Below are 25,322 nucleotides of genomic sequence, written 5' to 3' on the forward strand. Positions count from 1 at the left end.
AAGACGGAAAACGGTGAACTATTTAAAAGTTTTAGATAGCTACATTTTCCTTTACATCTTTTACGATTAGCTCTGCTTCAGTAGCGTCGACAATATCCTGAATAGAATAGCCTTCAAATACTTCCTTCAATTCCAAACCAGCCTCTGTCACTTCTATCATTGCCCGTTCTGTAATAATCTTATTCACTACTCCTTTACCTGTTAAAGGCAAAGAGCATTCTTTTTTAATTTTAGGAGAGCCATCCTTCGCACAATGGTCCATAATGACAATGATTTTTTTGGCACCATGCACTAAATCCATCGCGCCTCCCATTCCCTTAATCATTTTTCCTGGAATCATCCAGTTAGCTAAATCTCCTGTTTCGGAAACCTCCATGGCACCTAAAATTGCAACGTCCACGTGTCCTCCACGGATCATCGCAAACGATTCAGCGCTAGAGAAAAAGGATGATCCAGGAATTGTTGTAACTGTTTCCTTCCCAGCATTGATTAAATCAGGGTCCACTTCATTTTCTGTTGGATATGGTCCAATCCCCAATAGACCATTTTCGGATTGAAGTACTACAGTTTTATCTGGAGAAATAAAATTCGCAACTAATGTCGGAATACCGATTCCTAAATTTACATAGTTGCCGTGTTCAATTTCCTTTTCTGCTCTTCTTGCTATCTTTTCACGTGTATTCATTAGAATCTCCCCTTAAGAACGTGTTGTTAGACGCTCGATTCTTTTTTCCTGTTTTGCTTGTAGCAAACCTTGTACGTAAATACTTGGTGTATGTATGTGTGCAGGATCTAAATCTCCTGTTTCCACAATTTCTTCCACTTCTGCAATGGTTATTTTCCCAGCTGCAGCCATCATCGGATTAAAGTTCTGTGCAGTTTTGTTATAGATTAAATTCCCGAATTTATCTGCTTTCGCAGCTCGAATTAATGCGTAGTCAGCCTTTAGTGCTTCCTCTAGCACATACTCTTTCCCATCATACTGACGGATTTCCTTTCCTTCAGCTACAACAGTTCCCACTCCTGCAGGCGTAAAAAATGCTGGAATTCCTGCTCCACCCGCACGAATCTTCTCAGCTAGGGTACCTTGAGGAGTAAGCTCAACTTCAATTTCCCCGGAAATAACTTGGCGCTCAAACTCTTTATTTTCCCCAACATAAGAGCCTATCATCTTTTTTATTTGCTTATTTTTAAGGAGCAATCCTAGACCCCAATCGTCTACTCCACAGTTATTCGAAATTACCGTTAAATCTTTTACACCCTTCTCCACTAACGCTAAAATAAGCTGCTCAGGAATACCTACTAATCCAAAGCCTCCTACCATTAACGTCATACCATCTTGAATACCTTCGACAGCCTCGCGAGCTGATGAATAAATAGGTTTCATCGTACAGTCCCCCTTCGTAAAATAAATATATTACTCTATTATATATTCTCAAAAATCCCACAATTACGCAAATAACAATAAATCTGGAAATAAAATACATAAGCAAATAAACGAAGAGCGTCAGATTGGATTGACTTTCGCAAATATTCCCCTTGGATTCGCAAGTAACCTTGGAACTACCGCAAGTAAACAACCTGCTTCCGCAACTAACCACCCGACAACCGCACATATCAATCCTAAAACCGCATGTACTGGAAGAACGTTGGAAATGCAACCCCCTTTTCGCCCGCAAAAAAGGGCCATTACCTAAGAAACTGTCTAGTTGGAGGCATGTAAACAGACAGCGTACCTCCCTGACAGTAGAGTATTGACTTTCGCAAGTATTTCACTTGGATTTGCAAGTAACATTAGAATGAGAGCAAGTAAGTACCCAGTTTCCGCAAGTAACCACCTGCCAACCGCATGTATCAATCACAAAACCGCAAGTATTGGAAGAACGTTGGAAACATGCTTTTCACTTTTGCTTAATCCAAGGTTTGGCTGGTTAATTGAAAGTGATAAGTAGCATGAAAAAAGAGCTGAGAATTTTAGTTCTCAGCTCTTTTCCTTCCAGCATACACTCACCATATTTTTGAAATCGCACGAATAATTATTCTAGGGATAAAGATGATGATATTCCAAAGTACCTCGACAATGAACGTGCCAGCAATCTCTTCAAACACATCTTTAAAAAATCCATCCTGCTTCTTTTTCTTTGTCATTCTGTCTCTCCGATCATTTTGACCCCTTTTATCCTTATATTACCAATTTTTTTACTAGGACAATTACCACTTCTAAAACTTTGTATTCTGCTCCATATAAATGTTCCCTCTAAAAAATATACTCTAGCTTAATCGGAATTTCAGAATGCTAACAAACTTGCGGAAGAATCTAGGAAGAATATGAAGTATAATTAATATAATTCTGTTATTTCTTGAAGGTAAAGGAATGTCTGAATCGGATAATAAAGAGTTGCGAAAGAAGGTATATACTTAGATGGATTTAAAACAATATAAAGAACAGGCGGCAACCCAGGAAGATTGGGCTCCAGGGTGGGAGGCTATTGATGAGGTGTTTGATGAGCTCTATCCGAATCAAGAACCTTTACATTATGGAACACCTCTACATGAACGTGCTATTTTGGGTGGTGACCAATATCTAGATGGCTATAGCATCTATCAATCCCCAAATGGTTATAAACACATATTAACATATGGTTTCAGCGAACTTTATGTAAATGAGGAATCATTTGGAGGTGAATGGAGCGGTTGGGGTTTTGAATTAACAATTAAAATAAAAGAACAATCTAATGATGATTGTTTATGGGTGCTAGATCTTCTAGCGAATCTCGCCCGATATACATATACACAAGAGAGGTTTTTCGAACCAATGCAGTTCATTGCAGGAAATGGAAGCTCCCTATATCCTGGAGTTGAATCGGCAATAACAGCTCTACTTATAATGAACGATACCGAGGCCAAGAGCATAGACACTGTACACGGAAAAGCAGATTTTTTGCAATTGGTTGGTATTACACAAAGAGAATTAGAGGTGCTTAAAGAAGATAGTACTAAGGCTCTAAAACTTATTGAAAATATGCAAATAGACAATCCGCATCTGGTCACGGATATGTTTAGGAAAAACTCTTATTTATAAAGAAGTCCCATTAGTTTAGTAACATCATTTTTTTACTAAGTATCCCAATCCGCAAAAATCAAATACATATAAAAAGCACCGCTTTCCCAGTGCTTTTTATTATTTCTATATTTATCAATGCTTTCGATATCTGAACCAGTCACGCTACTCAGCACGTTTCTTAAGAGGTAAATCATATAAAAGGCTTGTAGCAATAGAAATAAGAACAAGGCTTGTTAGGATAAGGATCATAGCCTGCGTACCGTAGGCTTCTACCAACACACCACCTACCATTGGTCCAATCATTCTTCCTACTGTAGCCATACTATTCACAATCCCTTGATAAAAGCCTTCCTTCCCTTTTGGAGCCAATTGACTAGCTATAGTTGGAACTGCTGGCCAGATAAATAATTCTCCTACTGTAAGGATGACCATTGCCGCAACAAACATATTATAGCTATCTGCATAAGCCACAACGATAAAGGAACCCATATAAATAATCAGGCCTAGTACCATTTGAGATTTTAACTGTCCTTCCATTCTGCTAATAATAGGCTTAATCACAGGCTGAAGAAGAATAATTAAAGCCCCGTTCACTGTCCATAGCAAACTATACTCATTTAAGGAGATTCCCAAATCAGTAATATGAGTGGAAATAGTAGAGGTCCATTGAACGTATACCAGCCATGTCAGCATATAACCAAACGTCAAGATAGCCATTGCATATAACGGTGCTTTTAGATTCACACTATTTTCTTCAGGAAGCATGGTTGTAGATTTAGAATCTGGCACCGAAATTTTTCGATAATACCGAAAAGCAATAATAAAAAATAGCACGTAGAAAAGCAAGTTAGCTGGAAAGATATGCTTTATATTATTTGCAGCAACTACACCAGCTAAAGCAGGGCCAATTGCTACTCCCACATTTTGCGCTAGATAAATGGCATTGAATGCTCTTCTTCCTCCTTCCGGCCATATACTCCCTACCATGGCATACATACTCGGGAATATAAGTCCACCACTAAAGCCAAGAATAGCAATAAGCCAAATATACTCTGGCCAACCATTCCAGAATGTTAGAGCGATGAGAGCGAGCACAGACAAAACAATTCCGGTTATAATCGCTCGAAAACCACCAATTCTGTCGAATAAAAAACCACCAATCAGGTTTCCAATAACCCCGGTTCCCGCGTTAAGCATTAACACAAAGCCTGCGGTAGTTAAACTCTGCCCTAAATAATCATGCATATAAATAGTATGTAAAGGCCATAAAAAAGAATTACCAGTAGTATTGATGAACATCCCTATAATTAAAAGCCAGACTACTTTTGGCATCTATTTCCCTCTTTTCTAATGATGCTCAAGCTATTGTATTCCTTTTTTACAGGCACATCAATATGGAAATCTAAAATGCCGATTTCCATGGTAAAATAGGCTTGTTAGGAGTGAAAGAAGATGACAAATAATTTATTCCCTTTTCCCTCAGACGGAAAAAGATATTATACATGGAACCGTTATTTACGAGACCAATTTCAAATGAAAGTATTTAAAGTGGCCCTTGATGCCGGTTTTGATTGTCCAAATAGAGATGGCACGGCGGCATATGGCGGATGTACATTTTGCAGTGTAGCAGGAAGCGGTGATTTTGCCGGTGATCGTGTAGATCCTATTCCAGTTCAATTTGAAAAAATCAAAGAAAAAATGCATGAAAAATGGAAGAACGGAAAATACATTGCATACTTCCAGGCATACACAAATACGCATGCACCTCTGCCTGTCCTAAAAGAAAAGTTTGAAGCTGCATTAGCTTTGGATGGAGTTGTCGGATTATCCATAGCGACTAGACCTGACTGTTTACCGGATGACGTGGTGGAATACTTAGCTGAGTTAAATAAAAGAACCTTCCTTTGGATTGAGCTAGGCTTACAAACTGTTCACGAAAAGACAGCTGCACTAGTAAACCGAGCACACGATTATCAAACCTATAAAGAAGGCGTTGATAAATTACGCAAGCACAATATCTCTATCTGCACCCATATCATAAATGGACTTCCTATGGAGGATAGAGAAATGATGATGGAAACAGCTAGAGAGGTTGCAAAGTTAGATGTGCAAGGGATCAAAATCCATCTACTTCATTTATTAAAAGGAACTCCGATGGTGAAACAATATGAAAAAGGGATGCTTGAATTTTTAGAGAAAGATGCTTACATTCAGCTCGTTGCCGACCAGCTAGAGGTTATCCCTCCAACTATGGTTGTTCAGCGTATAACAGGAGACGGACCAATCGATCAGATGATCGGACCAATGTGGAGTGTATACAAATGGGAAGTATTAAATGGAATTGATGCGGAGCTTAAACGAAGAGACAGTTATCAAGGAAAATACTATAAGAAGAATGGTGCCACAACATGAAGCTAAAAAGAATTTTACCCTTTGCAAAAGAATTATTAAGCACTACCATCTCTGCGGGAGATATAGCCATCGATGGAACAGCAGGAAATGGGCACGATACCTTATTCTTAGCAGAACTTGTCGGAGATATTGGACAAGTTTTTGCCTTTGATATCCAAGCACAGGCTATCCAGGCCACTGCCGAAAGGATTGCTCAAGCTAATCTAGCTTCACGTGTCACACTTATACAAGACGGGCATGAAAAAGTGGGGAATTATGTACAGAAGGAAGTTGCAGGAGCGATTTTTAACTTAGGTTATCTACCAGGAAGTAATCATGAAATCATAACGAAGGGTTCTTCTACTATTGAGGCAATATCTACGATTTTAGATTTACTAAAGGTTGGCGGTTTAATTGTCCTAGTAGTTTATCATGGACATGAAGGTGGTAAAGAGGAAAAAGAGGAATTATTATCTTTTGTTCAGAAACTACCCCAATCTTATGTCCATGTGTTATGCTACCAGTTTTTAAATCAAGCAAATGACCCTCCTTTCATTATAGCCCTTGAAAAAATGAAAGCTAAATAAGCATATTTGGAATTAGAGCGGGGAAACTAACATAAAAGGAGAATACCATGCCCAAAATTGCTTCTGTTAGTACATATAATCCCCCCTATACTTTAAAGCAGGAAAATATTGAGGAATTAACAAAAGAGCTTTTTTCGGAGAAGGTTCCTCAGCTTGATAGATTATTAAGAGTATTTAAAAATGGCGAAATAGAAACAAGAAATTTCTGCGTACCACTTGACTGGCATAAAGAAGAGCATTCATTTGAGGAAAGAAATGCCGAGTATGTAAAGCTTGCAACTAGATACAGCAGTGAGGTTATCAGTAGCTGCCTACAAAATAATACTTTTTTACAAGATCCAATCGCTACAACAGATATAGATGCCATCATATTTGTTAGCAGTACAGGGATTTCTACACCAAGTATCGATGCTCGCGTAATGAATGTACTTCCTTTTTCAGACCGCGTTAGAAGAATTCCCATCTGGGGACTTGGCTGTGCAGGCGGGGCTGCAGGAATAAGCAGAGCCTTCGATTTTTGTAAGGTACATCCAACATCTAAGGTTTTGGTAGTCTGCATAGAGCTTTGCAGCCTCACCTTCCAACCAAATGATTATTCTAAAAGTAACCTCGTTGGCGCTTCGCTATTTTCTGATGGTGCAGCATGTGTCCTTGTTTGCGGAGATGAAGCAGATGTGAAACTCAAGAAGCCTGTACCTTCAATTGTGAACACTGCGTCCAAATGGATGCCAGATTCCGAGGACGTGATGGGCTGGGAAGTGAAAAATAGTGGATTACATGTTGTTTTTGCTAAAAGTATTCCTTCCATTATTTCAAAATGGCTAGGCCCTTTTATGAGTGAATTCCTTTCTGAAGAACAGTTATCTAGTGAGCAGATTAAACATTTCGTTGCCCATCCAGGCGGTAAGAAAGTTCTTCAAGCATACGAGGATACACTTCACTTACACACGAATCAGACATCTGTCTCTAGAGAGGTTTTAAAAAAACATGGAAATATGTCTTCTCCTACTGTGCTGTATGTTTTAGAACAGTTCATGTTGCAGGATATTCCTGCAGAAGAACAAGGATTACTAGTGGCACTAGGTCCTGGTTTTTGCGGGGAAGCAGTTCTATTGAAATGGAGGGACTAGCATGATATTTACTATCATTCTCTCATTCGTAATTCTCCAAAGACTTATTGAGGTAGTGATTGCAAAAAGGAATGAGAAAAGGATGCTAGCAAAAGGAGCTTATGAAGTGGGTGCCTCTCATTATCCTATCATGATAGCCCTGCACGTGAGTTTTTTCCTTTCTCTCCTACTAGAGGTTCTGTTGGTGGAACGAGGCTTATCCCCTATTTTCCCATATCTATTTGGCCTATTTGTTTTGGTGCAAGGCATGAGAGTTTGGTGTCTGATGTCTCTAGGGCAATTTTGGAATACAAAGATTATCATCTTGCCTGGAGCAAAGGTAGTAGCCAAGGGGCCCTACTCCCTTATTCGCCATCCGAATTATGTAGTAGTATGTGCCGAAATTCTTTTATTGCCATTAATGTTTCAAGCATATTTTACAGCGATACTATTTACTCTTTTAAACTTTGCCATGCTTTCTGTCCGTATTCCTACGGAGGAAAAAGCATTAATGGAAGCAACCGATTATAACGAAACAATGAAAAAGAGGGTTCCTACTCCTTAAAGAGCAGACCCTCTTCTACTTTAGACAGATTCCTTGTGACGCTCTAGTCTCAAGGATTTTATTTTGGAGCAATACTAGCTTACTAGTTGTATGTTTGATAGAACCAAGTTAGACAATATAACCAATAGAACGGAGTACATTATCGATAAAGGAATGGCTATAAGCGAATATTTCTTCTTGTTCTGGTTCTAAGTACAGATCATGATAACAGTTCTTCCATTCCTTCCATTGAAATTCAGAAAGTTCCTGTTTCTTAAGCCAGCTTTTTACAGGAGCCGTTTCTATAATCTTATCTCTTTCAGCAGTCATGATTAATATCGGTATGTTTTTAATCGATTCGGTCGAATGCTGAATACTTTTCATTAACAAATGAAGCTCTCGATACCAATCATTTGTAATAACAGAACGATAGACATGGTCGTCCTGCAGGAGTCTAAAAACCTCATAATTCCTTGTAAGCTCCTTCAGATGAATATCATGATGTATCTTTTGCTGTACAGAAAGCTTTGCCAATGCATTTGTCCATTTTGGTGGAGTTTTTTTCAGTTCTAACCATGGAGAGGTTAGGATAACTCCAGCACATTCTATTTCAAGCTTATTGAAAACCTTCATTATTAATGTGGCTCCAAGACCATGTCCTAACAAAAATATAGGCAAATCATATTCTAAAGCAACTTTCAGTGCTTTTTTTATATAATCATAATACTCATCAAAGGATTCCTCGTGAACAGCATCTGGCTTTACGAGCTCTCCGTGTCCTGGTAAGTCCCCCATCACAATATGGCAGTTGGAGCTTCTTAGCTTTTCGATTAACCATGCATACCTTCTATGGTGCTCATATGCGCTATGAACAATCACAACGACAGCTTTCGGTTTTTCTTCTGCTTCCCATTTCCACATGACAACCACCTCATTATTGTTGAAAAATTATTAGTTTGATACCATTAATTATATTCTAAAATACAAAGGAGCGAGTAAAAAATGATTTATCCATTTAAAGGTAAGGAACCAAAAATAGACCAGAGCGCCTATATCGCTGATTATGTAACGATTACAGGGGATGTGACGATAGGTCCTGACACTTCTATTTGGTTTGGTTCAGTAATTCGTGGAGATGTCGCTCCAACAATTATTGGTAGCCGAGTGAGTATCCAAGATTTGAGCTGTCTCCATCAAAGCCCAAATAATCCTTTAGTTATTGAAGATGAAGCGACCATCGGCCATCAGGCGACATTACATGGGTGTACTATTCGAAAAAGAGCTTTAATAGGAATGGGCTCTATCATTCTTGACCGAGCTGAAATTGGAGAAGGTGCTTTTATTGGCGCGGGAAGTTTAGTTCCTCCAGGCAAGAAAATACCGCCAAATACATTAGCTTTAGGTAACCCAGCAAGAGTCGTAAGAGAATTAAATGATGAGGACAAAAAAGATATGGATCGAATCATAAATGAATACGTAGAAAAAGGAAAATATTATAAATCACTCTTATAAGCTTTCTATAAGAGAGGCGAAAACATGGCGTGGTAATTGGACAGGCATTCTTTACGTATATACACTATATCTAATCTAAAAATATACATTTATCATTTTGTCTATTATGATGAGTTTTCCTTAAATAAAAAAGAGACTTTCTGTTACGAAAGTCTCTTTCTCTTTAAATTCCTGCCTTTTGCTTTAGCTCATCTGCTTTATCTGTTTTCTCCCAAGGAGCATCGATGTCTGTACGGCCAAAGTGTCCATAAGCTGCTGTAGGCTTATAGATTGGGCGACGTAAATCAAGCATTTTAATAATACCAGCTGGGCGAAGATCAAATAATTCACGGATGTATGTTACTAGCTCTGCTTCCATTATCTTACCAGTACCAAATGTATCTACAGAGATAGATACTGGCTGAGCTACACCAATAGCATAAGCCAATTGAACTTCACAGCGATCTGCAAGTCCAGCGGCAACTATATTTTTTGCCACGTAGCGTGCAGCATAAGCAGCAGAACGGTCTACTTTTGTTGGATCCTTACCTGAGAATGCTCCACCGCCATGACGTGCATAACCACCATAAGTGTCTACAATAATTTTACGTCCTGTTAATCCTGCATCCCCTTGAGGACCACCGATTACAAATCGACCAGTCGGGTTAATAAAGTACTTTGTTTTATCGCTTATTAATTCAGCAGGGACGATTGGTTTGATTACAACCTCCTTCAGGTCTTGTTGGATTTGCTCCAACGTCACTTCTGGATGGTGCTGTGTAGAAATAACAATTGTATCTATGTGTACTGGATTGTTATTTTCATCGTATTCTACTGTTACTTGTGTTTTTCCGTCTGGACGTAAATAAGGTAACGTTTCATCTTTACGAACATCCGCTAATCGTCGAGATAGCTTGTGAGCTAAGCTGATTGGTAATGGCATAAGCTCCGGTGTCTCGTTACAAGCATAACCGAACATAAGACCTTGGTCACCTGCTCCAATCGCATCAATATCTGAATCAGACATTGAGCCTTCTCTTGCCTCAAGTGCTCGGTCTACACCAGCAGCAATATCTGGAGATTGCTCATCAATCGCAGTTAACACTGCAGAGGTTTCAGAGTCAAAACCATATTTAGCTCTTGTGTATCCAATTTCTTTGATAGTTGTGCGTACTACTTTAGGGATATCTACGTACGTAGATGTGGTAATTTCACCTGCAACTAAAACAAGTCCTGTTGTCACGGTAGTTTCACAAGCTACACGAGCATTAGGGTCCTCTGCTAAAATTGCATCTAGAATAGCATCAGAGATTTGATCACAAATCTTATCTGGATGCCCTTCTGTTACTGATTCCGATGTAAATAATCGACGTTGTGTCAAAATGCTTTCCTCCTATATCCTGCGAGATTTCTCTCAGGAATTGATACGGTACTCATTCCCATGTCAAGCCTATATTAAACTTGAAGCCGTTTCGGACTTGGCACACAAGGATTTAGGGCGATGTAAATAAAAAAACCTTTCACTCATGTTCAAATAAACAATGAGGAAAGGGATTCATATCATAAACACCTTTCACTCTTATCAATCAAGGCTATACCTTGTCTCAGGTTGGGCACCTTTGTAATAATAGTATTACAGGTTGCCGGGTTTCACAGGGCCTGACATCCCTCCACCGACTCGGAATAAGAGTATCCGTTCAATTTATCATCATACGTAAACATAAAATAGAAGTCAATAATTTTTGTCCAAAATTTCACAGTTTAAAAATTTTATGCTAATTAGTATAGATTATATAGTCAAATGTGTTATACTAATTCACATATCAGATAACCACCTCCACCTGTAGAGGGAAAATATAAAAAAGGATGGTAATATCACATGAATTCAATTGATACTATGAGTGAACTGACCCAATTGTTATCCGGGAATAATATTTGCCTTCAATTATCAGTGCCAGAGCTTGTTGAAAAAGCAACAGCTCGAGGAGAAGCAGTACTTACTTCCACCGGGGCTGTAAAAGCAGAAACCGGAAAATATACTGGTCGCTCTCCGCAAGATAAATATATCGTGGATGAACCTATCTCTAGAGCAAAAATTGATTGGGGTCCTGTGAACCAACCGATTTCCGCAGAAAAATTTGAAGCTTTATATATAAAAGTAGTGAAATATTTAAAAGAACAAGAAGAACTTTTCGTATTTAATGGATTCGCTGGTGCAGATCCTGAATCGCGCTTGAGCATCCAAGTCATAAACGAATTTGCTTGGCATAATTTGTTTGCTCATCAGTTATTCATCCGCCCTACTTCCGAAGAGCTTTCTACACATAAAGCTGATTTTACTGTAATCAGCGCGCCTAACTTTAAGGCTGACCCAGCTTTAGATGGAACGAACTCCGAAACTTTTATCATTGTTTCCATGGAAAAGAGAGTAGTTCTGATCGGCGGTACAGAATACGCTGGTGAAATTAAAAAATCTATATTCTCTATTATGAACTATTTATTGCCGGAAGAAAACATTTTACCAATGCATTGTTCAGCAAATGTTGGTGAACAAGGAGATGTTACCCTATTCTTCGGTTTATCTGGTACAGGAAAAACAACGTTATCAGCTGATGCTGGACGTAAATTAATCGGTGATGATGAACATGGTTGGTCTGATAAAGGTGTATTCAACATCGAAGGTGGCTGCTATGCAAAATGTATCGATTTAACTCGTGAAAATGAGCCACAAATCTATGATGCTATTAAATTTGGTACTGTTTTAGAGAATGTAGTAGTTGATGCGAATACGCGTGTAGCTGATTACGCAGATAACTCACTTACTGAGAATACGAGAGCAGCATACCCTATTCAATATATTGATAATATAGTAGACCCTTCTGTTGCGGGTCATCCAAATACAATTATTTTCTTAACGGCTGATGCATTCGGAGTGTTACCTCCAATCAGTAAATTAACGAAAGAACAAGCAATGTATCACTTCTTAAGCGGCTTTACTTCTAAACTTGCTGGTACAGAACGAGGAATCACTTCTCCACAGCCTGCATTCTCTACTTGCTTCGGCTCACCTTTCTTACCATTGCATGCTACTGTATATGCTGAAATGCTTGGAAAGAAAATTGATGAGCATGGAGCACAGGTTTTCCTAGTAAATACCGGCTGGACTGGTGGAGAATACGGCGTAGGAAGCCGTATGAAGCTATCATACACACGTACAATGGTGCGTGCTGCAATTGAAGGAAAATTAAATGACGTAGAAACTGTTCAAGATGATGTTTTCGGATTGGCAATTCCAACTCAAGTAGAAGGAGTTCCAACTGAAGTGCTAGTTCCACGTAATGCATGGGAGGATCAAGCAGCTTACGATAAGAAAGCAGCAGAGCTCGCTCAAGCATTCCGTGACAACTTTAAAAAATTTGGTACAGTATCAGAGGTCATTTCTTTAAAGGGCGGACCAATCGCATAATAAAGTCCCTTAATGCGGGATAAATAGGACTGAAGTGAGACGAGTAACATCGTTCTCCTTCAGTCTTTTTCTTTTTCCAAATAATTATTTCTGTTTTAGTTCTTGTGTAGGTTCCAATATAATAAAACAATGCAAAAAAACTGTCCTAAAAGCCATCTATTATGACCTTTAAGACAGTTCTCTTTAGCTGATATAGTCAACTTCCGTCGTGATAGGAAGGATAAACTCAACTTGTTCTACCATGTTCTTTTCTACGTTGTAAAATATTATCTCCGAGCCGTAATGATTGACCTCTAAATAGACTTTTCCATCCTTATAGAAAAGCATTCGATTCCATTTTAACCCGCCCACTACTGGGTCAATAGAGCCGTTACGCAAGAACAAACGATTTTCTTCATTTAACATAACCGTAAGCTCGTTATGCATATAGGCGTTCATCGTTTGGTAGGCAATTTGGTTTATTTCTTCACACGGTTCCATTTCTTCATTCAGACAATGAATTACTACCTCTTCTAAATCATTTGTGAAATGATCCCATAAATCCTCCCAAAAGCTTGTATCAACGGGATACATTTCCTTCCCCTCTATACTCATTGACTCTACTGTGACTCTAATCTGTCCCATTTTATCTTCCTCTCTGGTTTTTGATCCAGAGACACACATCTTTTACTACCTGCCGATTTGCCTTGCTTGGAAAATAATGCGTGAAATCTGGATAGTACCAAGTTTCTACCACTTTGTTATACCCAAGTAAGGCAGCTTCCAAAACCTTTGCTTGACCGAATGAGACATTTTGATCACTTTCTCCATGAATGATTAACACAGGGGCTTCGATGTCCTCCAGATGAGGCAGAGGGTTTCTAGCCATATATTCCTCTGGCATATTGTTAGGAGTTCCACCTATCACTCTTTTCATCATTCTTCTCATATCAATACGTTCCTTGTAAGTAAGAAAAATATCCGAAACGCCAGACCATGTAACCAAAGAAGCAATATCCTTTCGAAGAATAGCGGCCCACAAGGCCATGATTCCTCCTCTGGAGAAGGCAAATAGGTGAATCTTTTCCTTTGCACAAAATTTCTTCAATATATCGATCCCATACATTACATCCCATCTATCCTCGCCGCCAAACTCATCTCGTCCTTCGCCCCCTCTATTTCCACGATAATAGGGAGCAAAGACTATGAGCCCCTGCGATGCAAATTGGGCAATCCTTGCTGGACGAACCATTCCCAGACTCTGCATCCCTCCCCTGCAATAAAGCAGGCCTTCATAATCCCCTTCTTTGATAGGTTGAGCAAGCATTCCCTTTACTCGAAGACCATTAGACCAATAGGTGATTTCGGTTAATCGAACGTTCGGATTAGGGGAAGGATAAGCCCTTTGTCGCTCAATCGTTCCACTTGGTTTCATATGCTTTCACCTTCTTTAATATGTTTTGCATTCCTGTATCCTTCATATGAAAGCTTAGCTCACCATTATTATCCCATTCGTCTTCGGAGAGCCAAATAATCCCATCTGTTTCATGTGTAGTGGGGCCCTCTAATATCTCCTTGACCTTGCCAACATACACTGCTTTACAGAATGGCGGATTATCCAATACTTTATATTCAGCTAACCATTCCAATTCATCCAGCTGTACACCAGTTTCTTCTAATGCCTCTCTAATAGCAGCCTCCTCTAGCGTCTCTCCTTCCTCTACTTTTCCACCTGGAAACTCTATTCCCCTTTTTGGATGCTTCGTCATTAGCCATTTCCTCTTATATTTGGCTAACACTAATACATGCTTTGCCACCACATCAAATTGGTTAGGCTTAAAGCTTAATTCCACCCTGTTATTATGTAAATCATGAAACGATATCATGAACTAGCTACACCTCCTAAAACAACTAATACATATACGACAATTATGCCAATATCCGCTAAGCAATGGCTAATAATTGTTGGATAAATGCTTTGACAATAATATCTTATACCACCCCATAACAAACCTGCTAATAGTACACCTATAAAAGCAATAATAGAATACGGGAAGGCAAAAAGAGTAATCACGAGAAATAAATGATAAAGGGCATAGAAGAAGGACGTAATCAAAATAGTGGAGAATGCACTCATTTTTTCAATAAGCCTGCCATAGATGAAGTTTCTCCAATACCATTCCTCTAAGAACGGATTAATAAATATCAATACTAAGATAAAAATAAACACCTTTCGGCCCGTAAAGTCCCATACCTGCAATTGTTCATGCAAATGCGCCAAATCAAAAATCTGCTCTTCAAAAAGGATGGATAAACCTACAATCAGAAGCATACAAATAAGTCCAGTGCCAATCCCTATCAAAGCTTGAATTGGCTTCATCCCATGGTATTTCCAGCTTTTCTTATGAAAGTATGGCACCAAAAATAGCCAGCCATAAAATAAGAGAAAGGTGATCACAATGTTCTGTAAGACTATTAACCCAACTACTAGAAGCAGGGTAGGACCAATCAACAACCATAATAGCTTCATCTTCACGTTCTCCTTGTAAAAAGAGACTTAGCCTCATGCTAAGTCCCAAATTCTATTAGTTGTTCTCCAGAATTAATTTTCTGCTATTCCTTAGAGACTAGTTTAAACCATTATAAGACTTTCTCCATAGTATGGCGTAGGTATTAAAAAACATGCACCAGGAGAACCCTGAGCATGCTTTTCAATTAGGCTTGTACATCTACAGAAGTACCCTTGTACGGGTGCTGCGCAACTGATTGCGGCATGTCTTCTATTAATTGAACAGCTGTGACAGCCTGCATATTAAGTGAACTTTGCAATACACTTAATTGAACAGTATGTTGAAGCTGTGCAAGCTGTGAAGACATAATGGAGCTAATATTCATCTGCCTTACCTCCTTGTACAAGCTTAGTATCGGCTAAATAAGTGGATTATTTATTTGTATCACCGAGAAAAGCATTCAACATCCATTGGTGCTTTTCCGTTTTTTGATAGATGGCATTTAGCAAGTCCTCCGTCATATCGTCCTCATCCTTCGCTGCTTCTTCCATCCCTTTTTTCAAGGATTTCATGATAATCTCGAAGTCTTTGACCACCGACTCCACCATTTCATCGGCTGACTCTTTATTTGTTGCCTCCTTGACGGCCGAAAGCTCTAAATGCTCTTTTAGAGTTGCAGTAGGACTTCCACCTAATGTTAACAATCTTTCTGCAATCTCATCCATATTTAAAGTAGCCTCATTGTATAGCTCCTCAAACTTTTGATGTAAAGTAAAAAAAGAAGGTCCCTTCACGTACCAATGGTAGTTATGTAATTTCGTATAGAAAACGGACCATGTAGCTACTAGTTTGTTTAGTTCTTTATTTAATGCTGTTGACATAATATTGTCACTCTCCTTTGGATAAATAAGTTGTTTCTCTTTTCTTATACCTCTTACTTTCTTACAATAAACATAAAGAGCCTACTAATGGAGTGATATAATATGGTATTTTGGATACTTGGAGCGGCTATACTGATGAGTATTTTTGGCTTTGCTTTTTTATATAAGCTTGCTGTAAAGGATCGATCTGCTTCTGCAATTGATCCAAAACCAAAGGAAGTGAAAAGATAAGATGAAAACAATTCTCTTATTGATCATTCGGTTTTATCAAAAGTTCATTTCCCCCTTAACTCCTCCTAGCTGTCGTTTTTACCCAACCTGCTCCCATTATGGAGTGGAGGCTGTTGAAAAGCATGGAGCAATAAAGGGAGCATTTTTAACTGCCAAGAGAATATCAAAATGTCACCCATTTCATGAGGGTGGATACGACCCTGTACCGGAAGAATGGCCTTTGAAGAAAAAATAATTCAAGGGCTATTTTTTCTTGCCTTTTGACCTAAACTACTGTAAGCTAATTAAGTTCTAGTTTATAAATCGTAATCATTACTATTTAAAAAGGAGGAAATCTGATGAAAAGATTATTCCTGACTTGTATATCCTTTCTCATACTTTTCCTAGCGGCTTGTACAGATAAAGAACAAGCTGGCCAAACGGAAGACGATAAACTAACTGTTTATACAACAGTATATCCATTGCAATATTTTACGGAACGAATTGCCGGAGATAAGGCAACTGTAGCTTCAATCTATCCTCCGGGTTCCAATGAGCACACTTTTGAGCCTACTCAAAAGGATATGATAGCTCTTGCTGATGCTGATTTATTTTTTTACATTGGACTTGGATTAGAAGGCTTTGTTGAAAAAGCAGAAATAACTTTAAAAGATGAGCATGTAAAGATGATTGCAGCTATAGATGGTGTTTCAGACGAGGAATTAGAAGTAGGACACAAGGAGACGGAAGACAATCATGATCATGAAGAAACAGATCATGCCGATCACGACCATGGAGATACAGACCCACATGTATGGATTTCTCCAAAAATCAGTCAAAGTCTTGCTTTAACCATTAAGGAGTCGCTTGTAGAGACTGCTCCTGAGCAAGAAGCATATTTTCAACAGAACTATGAAGAGTTAATTGCTGAATTAAAACAATTAGATGGAAAGTATGAACAAATGGCTGCAGACGCAAAAACAAAAACCTTTTTCGTCTCCCATGCAGCCTTTGGCTATATCGCCAACACGTATGGGCTTGAACAGGTTGCGATTGCAGGATTAAATTCCCAAAACGAGCCTTCACAAAAGGAGCTAACCAAGCTAATTGACTTGGCGCGAGATAAAAACATACAATATATCTTATTTGAGCAAAATGTTTCTTCTAAGCTAACAGAAACAATTCAACAAGAAATTGGAGCAGATAGCCTCGTTCTTCATAATCTGAGTGTGCTCTCCAAAGAAGATATCAAGAATAAAGAAACTTACTTTACGCTAATGGAACGAAACTTAGAAACCTTTCAAAAAGCATTAAACTAAATAATTAGCCTGTCGATTTACTGCTTATACGTGCTAAATGACCAGTAAATCGACAGGCTGTTTTTATACAAACTCTTTTAATTTTCTTCTCAATAGCTTATTAGAACCATTTCTAGGCAATGCGTCTAAGAAATAATAAGCTGCTGGTCTCTTATAGGGAGCAAGACGATCCTTGGCGAATTCTTTTAATTCATCCTCTGTAGCATGCTCTTTCAGCACAAGAAAGGCTATGGGTACCTGCCCCCATGTCTCATCCTCTTTTCCTATGACTCCTACTTCTTTTACAGCTGGATGCTTAGCTAAGACATTTTCAAGCTCTGCTGGATAGATATTTTCACCACCAGAAATAATTAAATCAGAACGTCTATCCACTACATATAAATATCCTTCTTCATCTAGATAACCAATATCTCCGGTATGAAGCCAGCCATCGGTTAATGGGCTCCTATTCGCATGCTCCCCCACATACCCTTTGGTTACATGCGGTCCCTTAACACAGATCTCCCCTATCTCCTCTTCGCCGTCTATTTTAACCTCTGCAAAAAATAATGGTTTTCCTGCAGAGCCTAGCTTTCTTATTGCATCCTCGCTAGCTAATGTCGTTGTTTGAGAGGCAGTTTCTGTCATACCATAGGTTTGAAGAACAGTAATATTACGTTTGATTGCCCTCTCTAAATATGGCAGAGGGACGGGACCTCCCCCAACGAGCATGGAGCGAAAAGATTTAGGGAAGGAAATATCTCTTTGCTCTAAAACAGTTAAGATTCTTTCTAATGTCACAGAGACAACGGACATTCTTGTCACGCCACCAGATAAAATAGCCTCTACCGCACTTTCCTCATCAAATTTAGACTGTAGATGTACGGTCATTCCATATAAGACGGAACGCATCAAAATAGAGAACCCGCTTATATGAAAAAGAGGCATCGCACATAACCAGCAGTCATTCGGCTGAACACCTAAATTTAAAGCAGAACCCATAGCATTCATCACGTGATTCTCTACTGTTTGACATACTCCTTTTGGATGCCCTGTCGTACCAGATGTATACATTATGGATACTACTCTATCTTTTGTCCATTCTTTTTCTACCTGAAAAGATTTCCTATCCGCTTGATCTCGGAGCTCTTCCATGGAAAATAGCTGGTTAAAGCTAAGCTGTCTCTTTGTGTAACTATCCACTAGTAACGCAGTTGGTGCACTGTCACACAGTTGATAGGTCAACTCTTCTTTCGTCAGACGTTCATTGAGCAATACAAGCTCACAGCCAAGCTGTAAGCAACCATGCAGGGCTATTACTAATTCTGGGCTTGAAGAAGCCAAAATAGCAATCCTATCATTTTTTTGAATGCCACTTGCATGAAGCCTTTCAGCAAAATCAATCGATTCATGAAATAGCTGTTGAAAGGTCCAATTCTTATCCTCAAACTGTAATCCTATTCTATTCGGCGAAAGCTTGGTCCGCTTATAGAGTAAATTAGGATACATAGTAAACACTTCCTTTATTTAAGAAAAATGCAGAAATACAAGAAAGCACTTACGATTTTTGTTATATATTGAATCGTAAGTGCTTCATCATTTTATTAGTCTCAAACTCTCGTAGAGTTAATTAATCACGGAAAACGGGGGAACTGACCGAAGTCTGGCTTACGTTTTTCTTTAAATGCATCTCTACCTTCTTTTGCTTCATCCGTTGTGTAGTAAAGAAGTGTTGCGTCACCAGCCATTTGTTGAAGACCAGCAAGGCCGTCTGTATCTGCATTCATCGCAGCTTTTAAGAAGCGAAGAGCAGTTGGGCTCATTTCAAGCATCTCTTCACACCATTTAACTGTTTCATCCTCTAGTTGCTCGTAAGGAACCACCGTGTTAACCAAGCCCATATCTAAAGCTTGCTGAGCATCGTACTGTCTGCATAGATACCAGATTTCACGAGCTTTCTTATGTCCTACAATACGAGCAAGATATCCTGAACCGTAGCCAGCATCAAAAGAGCCTACTTTTGGTCCTGTTTGTCCAAAACGTGCATTTTCTGCTGCAATCGTTAAGTCACATACTACGTGCAACACATGTCCTCCTCCAATTGCATAGCCTGCTACCATTGCCACAACTGGTTTAGGGATAACGCGTATTAAACGTTGTAAATCTAATACATTCAAGCGAGGGATTTCATCGTCCCCTACATAACCGCCATGTCCGCGAACCTTTTGGTCTCCTCCAGAACAGAAGGCATGTTCACCTTCACCAGTTAAAATAATTACTCCGACATTCTTATCGTCACGAGCACGAGAAAAAGCGTCAATCATTTCCATTACTGTTTTCGGTCTAAAAGCATTACGTACTTCTGGACGGTTGATCGTAACTTTCGCGATACCATTATAGTACTCATACTTAATATCTTCATATGTATGTAATGTAGTCCATTCACGAGTCATTTTTGTTCCTCCTTTAAAATTATATCCTTTACTATTGTAGCAAAGAATTTGGAATTTTCCACATGAATTGCATGCCCAGTATCTTTTACGATAATTCTTTTAACAGAGGGTAATCTGGCTTCCATACGATCAGCTATCTTACAAAATTTTTGATCCAGTTCACCAGTTACCAATGTTATAGGACATGGTATGCTGTCTAACTTGTCCCAAAGGGAAGGCTGGGTACCTGTTGAAAAGCCTCTTAAGCTATTTGCAAGACCAATTTCTGATTGAGAGATTCTTTCCTCTCTGATTGTCTTTTTCTTATAGACAGGAAGCTGTTTTTGTGAAATGAATAAAGGTATGTTCTCCCAGTAATCAACAAAATTATGAATACCCTCTTTTTCGATGAAAGAAGCCAGCTTAGCATCAGCTTCCCTTCTTTCTTTCCGTTCATTTTCTTCCTCAATTCCAGGAGAGCTACTTTCAAGCAACAGATGACCTACTGGATATTTGGTTGCATAAGACAAGGCAAGCCTGCCTCCCATAGAGTAACCGACAAGCAAGAAGTCCTCCCAGCCAAAATGAGTGAATATGGCTCTTAAATCCTCTACTTGCTCCTCCACAAAGTATCTTCTCACGTCTGTTGGTTTGGCACTGTTTCCATGACCTATTAAATCTATCGTTAGTACTGCAATGGACGGAGGAAGCTCTTGCATTACTTCATCCCATGTATCAGAAGTTCCCGTAAAACCGTGGAGAAAAACTACCTTCTTTTTCTGATGCTTATTATAAAGCTTTACATGATATTGAAGTGAGCGAACACTTACATACTCCATTCCTTGTCTAGCTCCTTTTTAATAGTGTCCCAAAGTTTTCGATGTGACTCTATGTTGGTTTGACGATTCGTAAATACTTCGATAATCCGTAGCTCTTTTTCCTTTTCTTGACTTAAGGCCTGTATAAATTCTTCCTTGCTCGTAACTGCATGATATTGTGCTCCGTACATTTCTGCAATGGAAGAGAACTTTAGACCAGTAGGGGTTCCAAATAACTCTTCAAAATAAGTTTGCTCCGTTGATTGAGGAAGATATGAAAATATTCCCCCACCGTCATTGTTCATGACGATAATAGTTAAGTTAGTTGAATGAAATCTACTGAAGATTAATCCATTCACATCATGTAGAAAGGCCAAATCACCTATGAGAAGATACGTTGGTCTATTAGAAGCAGCCTGGACACCCAAAGCACTTGATACAACACCGTCAATTCCATTAGTTCCTCTGTTAGCATAAATACGAATATCTTTCCTAGTTTTTAAGAAAAAAGTATCCACGTCTCTGATTGGCATACTACTACTAGCAAACAGATTGCTACCATCCTTTATTTGTTCAAAAAGAATACCAGCCATAGCCCCTTCATCCGACTCGGTAAGTAAATAGGACTTCACAGCCTTGGTAGCGATATCGTTGGCTTTCCTCCATCCTTGAAGATATGGATTATCCTCTTTAGATATGGTAGAAATCCATAAACTCGATGGAGTTACTTGTACATGGTGAGTAACTACATGAGAAGGATCTCTAAACAAAGGACTTTCATCAACTGCTATATATACTTGAGGTTTAATCCCCTGGATAAATTGCATTAGTGGCTTTGAAACAGGCTGAGCCCCAAAACGAATGACCGCCTCGGGTTCTATCAAACCCTTAAAGCTGTCACTCTTCAACAAAGCATCATATTGATCGATACACAAGAAAAGACAGTCCTCTGGTATATTACTTCGCAACTGAGAAAGTGGATCAGCTAATACTGGCCATTTAAGATTTTTGGCAAATTCCCAGAATTCCTCAGTGGGAGTAAAGGTGTCACCAGCAATAATAATTCCTTTTTCTGTTTTTTCTAAGAGTGCTTGATACCAGGCTAAAAATTCTTTACTTGGTGTCAGGTTTCCTACCTCTGTACTTTCAATAGAAAGCATAGGCTCGTGTGGCTGCATGTTCACTAGGAGAGGCTCCCTAAATGGCACATTTATATGCACCGGGCCCTCAGGGGCAGCCTTCGCCATATTGACAGCTCGTTGGACATGTCTTTCAAGAAAACGTAAGCTCTCCACCCTATCTTCAGGCAATGGAAAATCTACAGACCATTTTACATGATTACCAAACAGATGGATTTGATCGATTGCTTGAGGAGCACCAACTTCTCTTAATTCATGTGGTCGATCAGCAGTGATAACGATTAAAGGAATTCTAGAATAGGACGCTTCCACAACAGCTGGAAAAAAGTTCGCGGCAGCAGTTCCTGAGGTACATAGAAGCACTACAGGTATATTTTTTTCCTTTGCTAAACCCAAAGCAAAATAAGCTGCTGATCGTTCATCAATCTGACGATATAAGTTAATCTTGTTGTTTTTTACAAACCCATAGGCCAAAGGAGTAGAGCGAGAACCCGGACATAAAACGATATCCTCTGCACCTGACTGAACTAGTGAATCTATCACTATATTTACATAGGATGTTAAATACTCATTATTAGACATTCATATTCCCTCCTAAAGTTCTCAGCATGGGACGGAATTTAACCCTTGTTTCTTCAAACTCTTCTAAAGAAGAAGATTCGGACACGAGTCCTCCTCCAGCATATAGATAGGCTTGATTGTTTTCTAATAAAGCAGAACGTATGCCAACAGCAAATTCCCCTTCACCTTCTGCGTTTAACCATCCAATAGGAGCTGCATAGTAGCCTCGGTTCATCCCTTCCGATTCCCTAATTATTTCGACAGCTTCCTCTCTTGGGACTCCTCCCAAAGCTGGAGTTGGGTGCATTGCTTGAACAAATTCTAACAAAGTGGCACTTTTTTTAATCTTACCTTCGATAGGAGTATATAGATGCTGAATATCTCTTATTTTCATCAGCTTAGGTCTGGTTGGAACTTTAACCTCTTCACAATATTCTTCATATATCTTTTTAATCATCTGCACAACATAGTTATGCTCTTTTAAATTTTTGGAGTCACTTAACAGACTTTCTCCTAAAGCCTTATCCTCTACAGCATCCTCTCCTCTGCGAATAGAGCCTGCTAGTCCTGCAGATTGAACTATTCCGTTCTCCAGCTTCACTAGTCGCTCTGGTGTAGCACCAAAAAATACTTTATCTCCTTTTTCTAACCCAAATAAATAACTTTCTGGTTGCTCCATAGCTGCATTATAAATAGCTGTTGAAGGAGAGAATGGTGTATCAAAGGTTAATCTTAAGGACCTTCCTATTACAACCTTATCGACTTCATGTTTTCTAATTCGATCTGTAACCAATTCCACAGCTTGAAGATATTCATCCTTCAAACGATCTTCTCTTTGGATTAAAGCAGGTTTCTCATGTACTTTTAATTCTTGTACTTGTGCTCGATGAATGATGATATCTCTTTCTTTTCGTAATTGCTCAAATGTGTGCTTATTTTCTTGTTCATTTGCAATATAATGAATACTTACAAATGCTTGATCATTTTTTATAATGAGCTGAAAAGTTGCGACAGCAAAAAAACTGGAAGGGAAGGTATCCCACTCAGAAGGTATATGGTTATCTGGATCAAAAGAAAAGCCACCAAATAAAATGGGATGTATATCCGCATGTTCACGTAAAGATGTGGAACAAAGCTCCTTCCATTTATCAGAGATATCGCGATATCGTTCTTCCTTCTTCATATCATTGGTCAAGGTATAAGCATGTCCTAAACCAACTAAAGTAAACGTTTTCTCTTTGTTTTGCCAGAAAAAACGTTGTCCTTTGTATGTGTCATCTCCAGCCTCATAAAAGGCATGGGCAGATAATCTTGAAACTTCAATTGTCTCGGTATAAAAGCGTAAATCCGTTTTCTTTTCACCGGTGGTTTTCGGCATTGATATGACCTCCGTAAAAATTACATGCTAGATGGCAGAAGTATGCTACCTTCTATCTTACAACTTTCTTTGCCATTAGGCACACATTTAGTTAGTAGGGTTAGAATAATGATTCTCCCTCTTATTATACTTCATTTTCGACAAAGAAAGGTTAAGTTGCTCCCAGGTCTCTATATTTCTACGAGGCAAAAAAAAAAGACAACCACTAGAGAGTGATTGTCTTTTTCTGCTATGACCCCTACGGGATTCGAACCCGTGTTACCGCCGTGAAAGGGCGGTGTCTTAACCGCTTGACCAAGGGGCCAATATGGCGGAGAAGGAGGGATTTGAACCCTCGCGCCGGTTACCCGACCTACACCCTTAGCAGGGGCGCCTCTTCAGCCACTTGAGTACTTCCCCATATTGGCTCCGAAGGTAGGACTCGAACCTACGACCAACCGGTTAACAGCCGGTTGCTCTACCACTGAGCTACTTCGGAATGGTGGGCCTAAATGGACTCGAACCATCGACCTCACGCTTATCAGGCGTGCGCTCTAACCAGCTGAGCTATAGGCCCTTTAATGGAGCGGGTGAAGAGAATCGAACTCTCATCATCAGCTTGGAAGGCTGAGGTTTTACCACTAAACTACACCCGCAAAAGTATGGTGGCTCAGGACGGAATCGAACCGCCGACACAAGGATTTTCAGTCCTTTGCTCTACCGACTGAGCTACTGAGCCACATTTAAAATGGCGGTCCCGACCGGGATCGAACCGGCGATCTCCTGCGTGACAGGCAGGCATGTTAACCGCTACACCACGGGACCTTGGTTGCGGGGACAGGATTTGAACCTGTGACCTTCGGGTTATGAGCCCGACGAGCTACCGAACTGCTCCACCCCGCGATAATAATATGTGTTGAAATTTAAATCAACTTTGCTTGAAGATGTGTAAATGTATGGAGGAGGAAGAGGGATTCGAACCCCCGCGCGGTTTGACCCGCCTGTCGGTTTTCAAGACCGATCCCTTCAGCCAGACTTGGGTATTCCTCCGAATGTTTAGTTGGTGGACCTTGCAGGACTCGAACCTGCGACCGGACGGTTATGAGCCGTCTGCTCTAACCAACTGAGCTAAAGGTCCTTAAGATGGCGGCAGAGGGGATCGAACCCCCGACCTTACGGGTATGAACCGTACGCTCTAGCCAGCTGAGCTACGCCGCCCGATAATCTTCAATTCTTAAATTGGTGGAGCCTAGCGGGATCGAACCGCTGACCTCCTGCGTGCAAGGCAGGCGCTCTCCCAGCTGAGCTAAGGCCCCATATTAACTGGTCGGGAAGACAGGATTCGAACCTGCGACCCCTTGGTCCCAAACCAAGTGCTCTACCAAGCTGAGCTACTTCCCGATATATATGGCGCGCCCGGCAGGAGTCGAACCCACAACCTTCTGATCCGTAGTCAGACGCTCTATCCAATTGAGCTACGGGCGC

27 protein-coding genes, 14 tRNA genes and 1 riboswitch are annotated in these 25,322 nt (G+C 39.7%); of the genes, 10 read left to right on the plus strand and 31 right to left on the minus strand.

Annotated features, from left to right (window positions below):
• Positions 1–31 precede the first annotated feature (31 nt).
• The 3 genes from AC1VU3_RS13990 to AC1VU3_RS14000 form a co-directional block, all read right to left on the minus strand.
• Entirely contained in the window at positions 32–685 is a 654-nt protein-coding gene (locus AC1VU3_RS13990) for a 3-oxoacid CoA-transferase subunit B (protein WP_480390132.1), read from the minus strand.
• A gap of 12 nt (positions 686–697) precedes the next feature.
• Positions 698–1,387, minus strand: a complete 690-nt coding sequence (locus tag AC1VU3_RS13995; RefSeq protein ID WP_480390133.1) for a CoA transferase subunit A — start codon at positions 1,385–1,387, stop codon at positions 698–700.
• Between the two features lie 620 nt (positions 1,388–2,007).
• Positions 2,008–2,148, minus strand: coding sequence for a hypothetical protein (locus tag AC1VU3_RS14000; RefSeq protein ID WP_482983815.1), 141 nt, complete (start codon positions 2,146–2,148; stop codon positions 2,008–2,010).
• A 274-nt stretch (positions 2,149–2,422) separates the two neighbouring features.
• On the opposite strand from AC1VU3_RS14000, the gene AC1VU3_RS14005 reads away from it, so the two are divergent.
• On the plus strand, positions 2,423–3,082 hold the full coding sequence (locus tag AC1VU3_RS14005; RefSeq protein ID WP_482983816.1) for a suppressor of fused domain protein: 660 nt from the start codon (positions 2,423–2,425) through the stop codon (positions 3,080–3,082).
• Between the two features lie 144 nt (positions 3,083–3,226).
• Here the strand turns inward: AC1VU3_RS14005 and AC1VU3_RS14010 are convergent, their stop codons facing one another.
• Positions 3,227–4,396, minus strand: coding sequence for an MDR family MFS transporter (locus tag AC1VU3_RS14010; protein WP_482983817.1), 1,170 nt, complete (start codon positions 4,394–4,396; stop codon positions 3,227–3,229).
• A 120-nt stretch (positions 4,397–4,516) separates the two neighbouring features.
• Here AC1VU3_RS14010 and mnmL point away from each other — a divergent pair, with 120 nt between their 5' ends.
• The 4 genes from mnmL to AC1VU3_RS14030 are packed head-to-tail and all read left to right on the plus strand — an operon-like array spanning position 4,517 to position 7,716.
• Positions 4,517–5,476 carry a tRNA modification radical SAM protein MnmL/YtqA gene (gene mnmL / locus AC1VU3_RS14015; RefSeq protein ID WP_482983818.1) on the plus strand — a complete coding sequence of 320 codons (960 nt, stop codon included), beginning with the start codon at positions 4,517–4,519 and terminating at the stop codon, positions 5,474–5,476.
• Entirely contained in the window at positions 5,473–6,042 is a 570-nt protein-coding gene (mnmM, locus tag AC1VU3_RS14020; RefSeq protein WP_482983819.1) for a tRNA 5-(aminomethyl)-2-thiouridylate-methyltransferase MnmM, read from the plus strand. The genes mnmL and mnmM overlap by 4 nt, the downstream gene beginning before the upstream one ends.
• Positions 6,043–6,089: 47 nt before the next feature.
• Positions 6,090–7,172 carry a type III polyketide synthase gene (locus tag AC1VU3_RS14025; RefSeq protein ID WP_482983820.1) on the plus strand — a complete coding sequence of 361 codons (1,083 nt, stop codon included), beginning with the start codon at positions 6,090–6,092 and terminating at the stop codon, positions 7,170–7,172.
• A 1-nt stretch (position 7,173) separates the two neighbouring features.
• Positions 7,174–7,716 carry an isoprenylcysteine carboxyl methyltransferase family protein gene (locus tag AC1VU3_RS14030; protein ID WP_482983821.1) on the plus strand — a complete coding sequence of 181 codons (543 nt, stop codon included), beginning with the start codon at positions 7,174–7,176 and terminating at the stop codon, positions 7,714–7,716.
• 108 nt (positions 7,717–7,824) lie between these two features.
• On the opposite strand, the gene AC1VU3_RS14035 is transcribed toward AC1VU3_RS14030, so the two are convergent.
• Positions 7,825–8,616, minus strand: coding sequence for an alpha/beta hydrolase (locus tag AC1VU3_RS14035; RefSeq protein WP_482983822.1), 792 nt, complete (start codon positions 8,614–8,616; stop codon positions 7,825–7,827).
• An 81-nt stretch (positions 8,617–8,697) separates the two neighbouring features.
• Between AC1VU3_RS14035 and AC1VU3_RS14040 the strand changes: the two genes are divergently transcribed.
• The gene (locus AC1VU3_RS14040; RefSeq protein WP_482983823.1) at positions 8,698–9,207 is read left to right on the plus strand and encodes a gamma carbonic anhydrase; all 510 of its coding nucleotides are present in this window, start codon (positions 8,698–8,700) and stop codon (positions 9,205–9,207) included.
• Between the two features lie 163 nt (positions 9,208–9,370).
• Here AC1VU3_RS14040 and metK read toward each other — a convergent pair whose 3' ends face one another.
• The gene (gene metK, locus AC1VU3_RS14045) at positions 9,371–10,570 is read right to left on the minus strand and encodes a methionine adenosyltransferase (protein ID WP_482983826.1); all 1,200 of its coding nucleotides are present in this window, start codon (positions 10,568–10,570) and stop codon (positions 9,371–9,373) included.
• A 192-nt stretch (positions 10,571–10,762) separates the two neighbouring features.
• Positions 10,763–10,876, minus strand: a riboswitch (SAM riboswitch).
• A 189-nt stretch (positions 10,877–11,065) separates the two neighbouring features.
• Here metK and pckA point away from each other — a divergent pair.
• Positions 11,066–12,652, plus strand: a complete 1,587-nt coding sequence (gene pckA, locus AC1VU3_RS14050; RefSeq protein ID WP_480390141.1) for a phosphoenolpyruvate carboxykinase (ATP) — start codon at positions 11,066–11,068, stop codon at positions 12,650–12,652.
• Between the two features lie 183 nt (positions 12,653–12,835).
• Here the strand turns inward: pckA and AC1VU3_RS14055 are convergent, their stop codons facing one another.
• From AC1VU3_RS14055 to AC1VU3_RS14080, 6 genes are all read right to left on the minus strand, one after another.
• Positions 12,836–13,276 carry a hypothetical protein gene (locus AC1VU3_RS14055; protein WP_480390142.1) on the minus strand — a complete coding sequence of 147 codons (441 nt, stop codon included), beginning with the start codon at positions 13,274–13,276 and terminating at the stop codon, positions 12,836–12,838.
• Between the two features lies 1 nt (position 13,277).
• On the minus strand, positions 13,278–14,066 hold the full coding sequence (locus tag AC1VU3_RS14060) for an alpha/beta hydrolase family protein (protein ID WP_480390143.1): 789 nt from the start codon (positions 14,064–14,066) through the stop codon (positions 13,278–13,280).
• Entirely contained in the window at positions 14,044–14,517 is a 474-nt protein-coding gene (locus AC1VU3_RS14065; protein WP_480390144.1) for an NUDIX domain-containing protein, read from the minus strand. The genes AC1VU3_RS14060 and AC1VU3_RS14065 overlap by 23 nt, the downstream gene beginning before the upstream one ends.
• On the minus strand, positions 14,514–15,161 hold the full coding sequence (locus AC1VU3_RS14070; RefSeq protein WP_480390145.1) for a CPBP family intramembrane glutamic endopeptidase: 648 nt from the start codon (positions 15,159–15,161) through the stop codon (positions 14,514–14,516). The genes AC1VU3_RS14065 and AC1VU3_RS14070 overlap by 4 nt, the downstream gene beginning before the upstream one ends.
• A 185-nt stretch (positions 15,162–15,346) precedes the next feature.
• The gene (locus AC1VU3_RS14075; protein ID WP_480390146.1) at positions 15,347–15,526 is read right to left on the minus strand and encodes a putative motility protein; all 180 of its coding nucleotides are present in this window, start codon (positions 15,524–15,526) and stop codon (positions 15,347–15,349) included.
• A gap of 46 nt (positions 15,527–15,572) precedes the next feature.
• Positions 15,573–16,022 (minus strand): Dps family protein, encoded by a 450-nt coding sequence (locus AC1VU3_RS14080; RefSeq protein WP_480390147.1) that lies wholly within the window; start codon positions 16,020–16,022, stop codon positions 15,573–15,575.
• 102 nt (positions 16,023–16,124) lie between these two features.
• On the opposite strand from AC1VU3_RS14080, the gene AC1VU3_RS14085 reads away from it, so the two are divergent.
• From AC1VU3_RS14085 to AC1VU3_RS14095, 3 genes are all read left to right on the plus strand, one after another.
• Positions 16,125–16,253, plus strand: a complete 129-nt coding sequence (locus AC1VU3_RS14085; protein WP_480390148.1) for a hypothetical protein — start codon at positions 16,125–16,127, stop codon at positions 16,251–16,253.
• Position 16,254: 1 nt separating this feature from the next.
• A complete protein-coding gene (gene yidD, locus AC1VU3_RS14090) occupies positions 16,255–16,488 on the plus strand; it encodes a membrane protein insertion efficiency factor YidD (RefSeq protein WP_480390149.1) in 234 nt (77 codons plus the stop codon).
• Positions 16,489–16,591: 103 nt separating this feature from the next.
• Positions 16,592–17,551, plus strand: a complete 960-nt coding sequence (locus AC1VU3_RS14095; RefSeq protein WP_480390150.1) for a metal ABC transporter solute-binding protein, Zn/Mn family — start codon at positions 16,592–16,594, stop codon at positions 17,549–17,551.
• A 63-nt stretch (positions 17,552–17,614) separates the two neighbouring features.
• On the opposite strand, the gene AC1VU3_RS14100 is transcribed toward AC1VU3_RS14095, so the two are convergent.
• From AC1VU3_RS14100 to AC1VU3_RS14190, 19 genes are all read right to left on the minus strand, one after another.
• Complete coding sequence (locus tag AC1VU3_RS14100) at positions 17,615–19,039, minus strand: o-succinylbenzoate--CoA ligase (protein WP_482983824.1); 1,425 nt, start codon at positions 19,037–19,039, stop codon at positions 17,615–17,617.
• A 125-nt stretch (positions 19,040–19,164) separates the two neighbouring features.
• Positions 19,165–19,983: a 1,4-dihydroxy-2-naphthoyl-CoA synthase gene (gene menB, locus AC1VU3_RS14105; RefSeq protein WP_480390152.1), complete on the minus strand. Its 819-nt coding sequence runs from the start codon at positions 19,981–19,983 to the stop codon at positions 19,165–19,167.
• On the minus strand, positions 19,980–20,801 hold the full coding sequence (gene menH, locus AC1VU3_RS14110) for a 2-succinyl-6-hydroxy-2,4-cyclohexadiene-1-carboxylate synthase (protein WP_480390153.1): 822 nt from the start codon (positions 20,799–20,801) through the stop codon (positions 19,980–19,982). The genes menB and menH overlap by 4 nt, the downstream gene beginning before the upstream one ends.
• Positions 20,789–22,501, minus strand: a complete 1,713-nt coding sequence (menD, locus tag AC1VU3_RS14115; protein ID WP_480390154.1) for a 2-succinyl-5-enolpyruvyl-6-hydroxy-3-cyclohexene-1-carboxylic-acid synthase — start codon at positions 22,499–22,501, stop codon at positions 20,789–20,791. The genes menH and menD overlap by 13 nt, the downstream gene beginning before the upstream one ends.
• On the minus strand, positions 22,494–23,858 hold the full coding sequence (locus AC1VU3_RS14120) for an isochorismate synthase (RefSeq protein WP_482983825.1): 1,365 nt from the start codon (positions 23,856–23,858) through the stop codon (positions 22,494–22,496). The genes menD and AC1VU3_RS14120 overlap by 8 nt, the downstream gene beginning before the upstream one ends.
• A gap of 232 nt (positions 23,859–24,090) precedes the next feature.
• Positions 24,091–24,162, minus strand: a tRNA-Glu gene (locus AC1VU3_RS14125).
• 4 nt (positions 24,163–24,166) lie between these two features.
• A tRNA-Ser gene (locus AC1VU3_RS14130) sits at positions 24,167–24,257 on the minus strand.
• Positions 24,258–24,261: 4 nt separating this feature from the next.
• A tRNA-Asn gene (locus AC1VU3_RS14135) sits at positions 24,262–24,336 on the minus strand.
• Position 24,337: 1 nt separating this feature from the next.
• A tRNA-Ile gene (locus AC1VU3_RS14140) sits at positions 24,338–24,414 on the minus strand.
• Positions 24,415–24,419: 5 nt separating this feature from the next.
• Positions 24,420–24,493: transfer RNA gene (locus AC1VU3_RS14145), tRNA-Gly, on the minus strand.
• Between the two features lie 7 nt (positions 24,494–24,500).
• A tRNA-Phe gene (locus AC1VU3_RS14150) sits at positions 24,501–24,576 on the minus strand.
• Positions 24,577–24,586: 10 nt separating this feature from the next.
• Positions 24,587–24,662: transfer RNA gene (locus AC1VU3_RS14155), tRNA-Asp, on the minus strand.
• A 1-nt stretch (position 24,663) separates the two neighbouring features.
• Positions 24,664–24,740: transfer RNA gene (locus tag AC1VU3_RS14160), tRNA-Met, on the minus strand.
• 54 nt (positions 24,741–24,794) lie between these two features.
• Positions 24,795–24,887: transfer RNA gene (locus AC1VU3_RS14165), tRNA-Ser, on the minus strand.
• 11 nt (positions 24,888–24,898) lie between these two features.
• A tRNA-Ile gene (locus AC1VU3_RS14170) sits at positions 24,899–24,975 on the minus strand.
• A gap of 6 nt (positions 24,976–24,981) precedes the next feature.
• Positions 24,982–25,055, minus strand: a tRNA-Met gene (locus AC1VU3_RS14175).
• A gap of 22 nt (positions 25,056–25,077) precedes the next feature.
• Positions 25,078–25,153 (minus strand) — tRNA-Ala (locus AC1VU3_RS14180).
• Positions 25,154–25,161: 8 nt separating this feature from the next.
• Positions 25,162–25,238 (minus strand) — tRNA-Pro (locus tag AC1VU3_RS14185).
• Between the two features lie 7 nt (positions 25,239–25,245).
• Positions 25,246–25,322 (minus strand) — tRNA-Arg (locus AC1VU3_RS14190).

This window comes from Psychrobacillus sp. Z16_25, assembly GCF_056856695.1.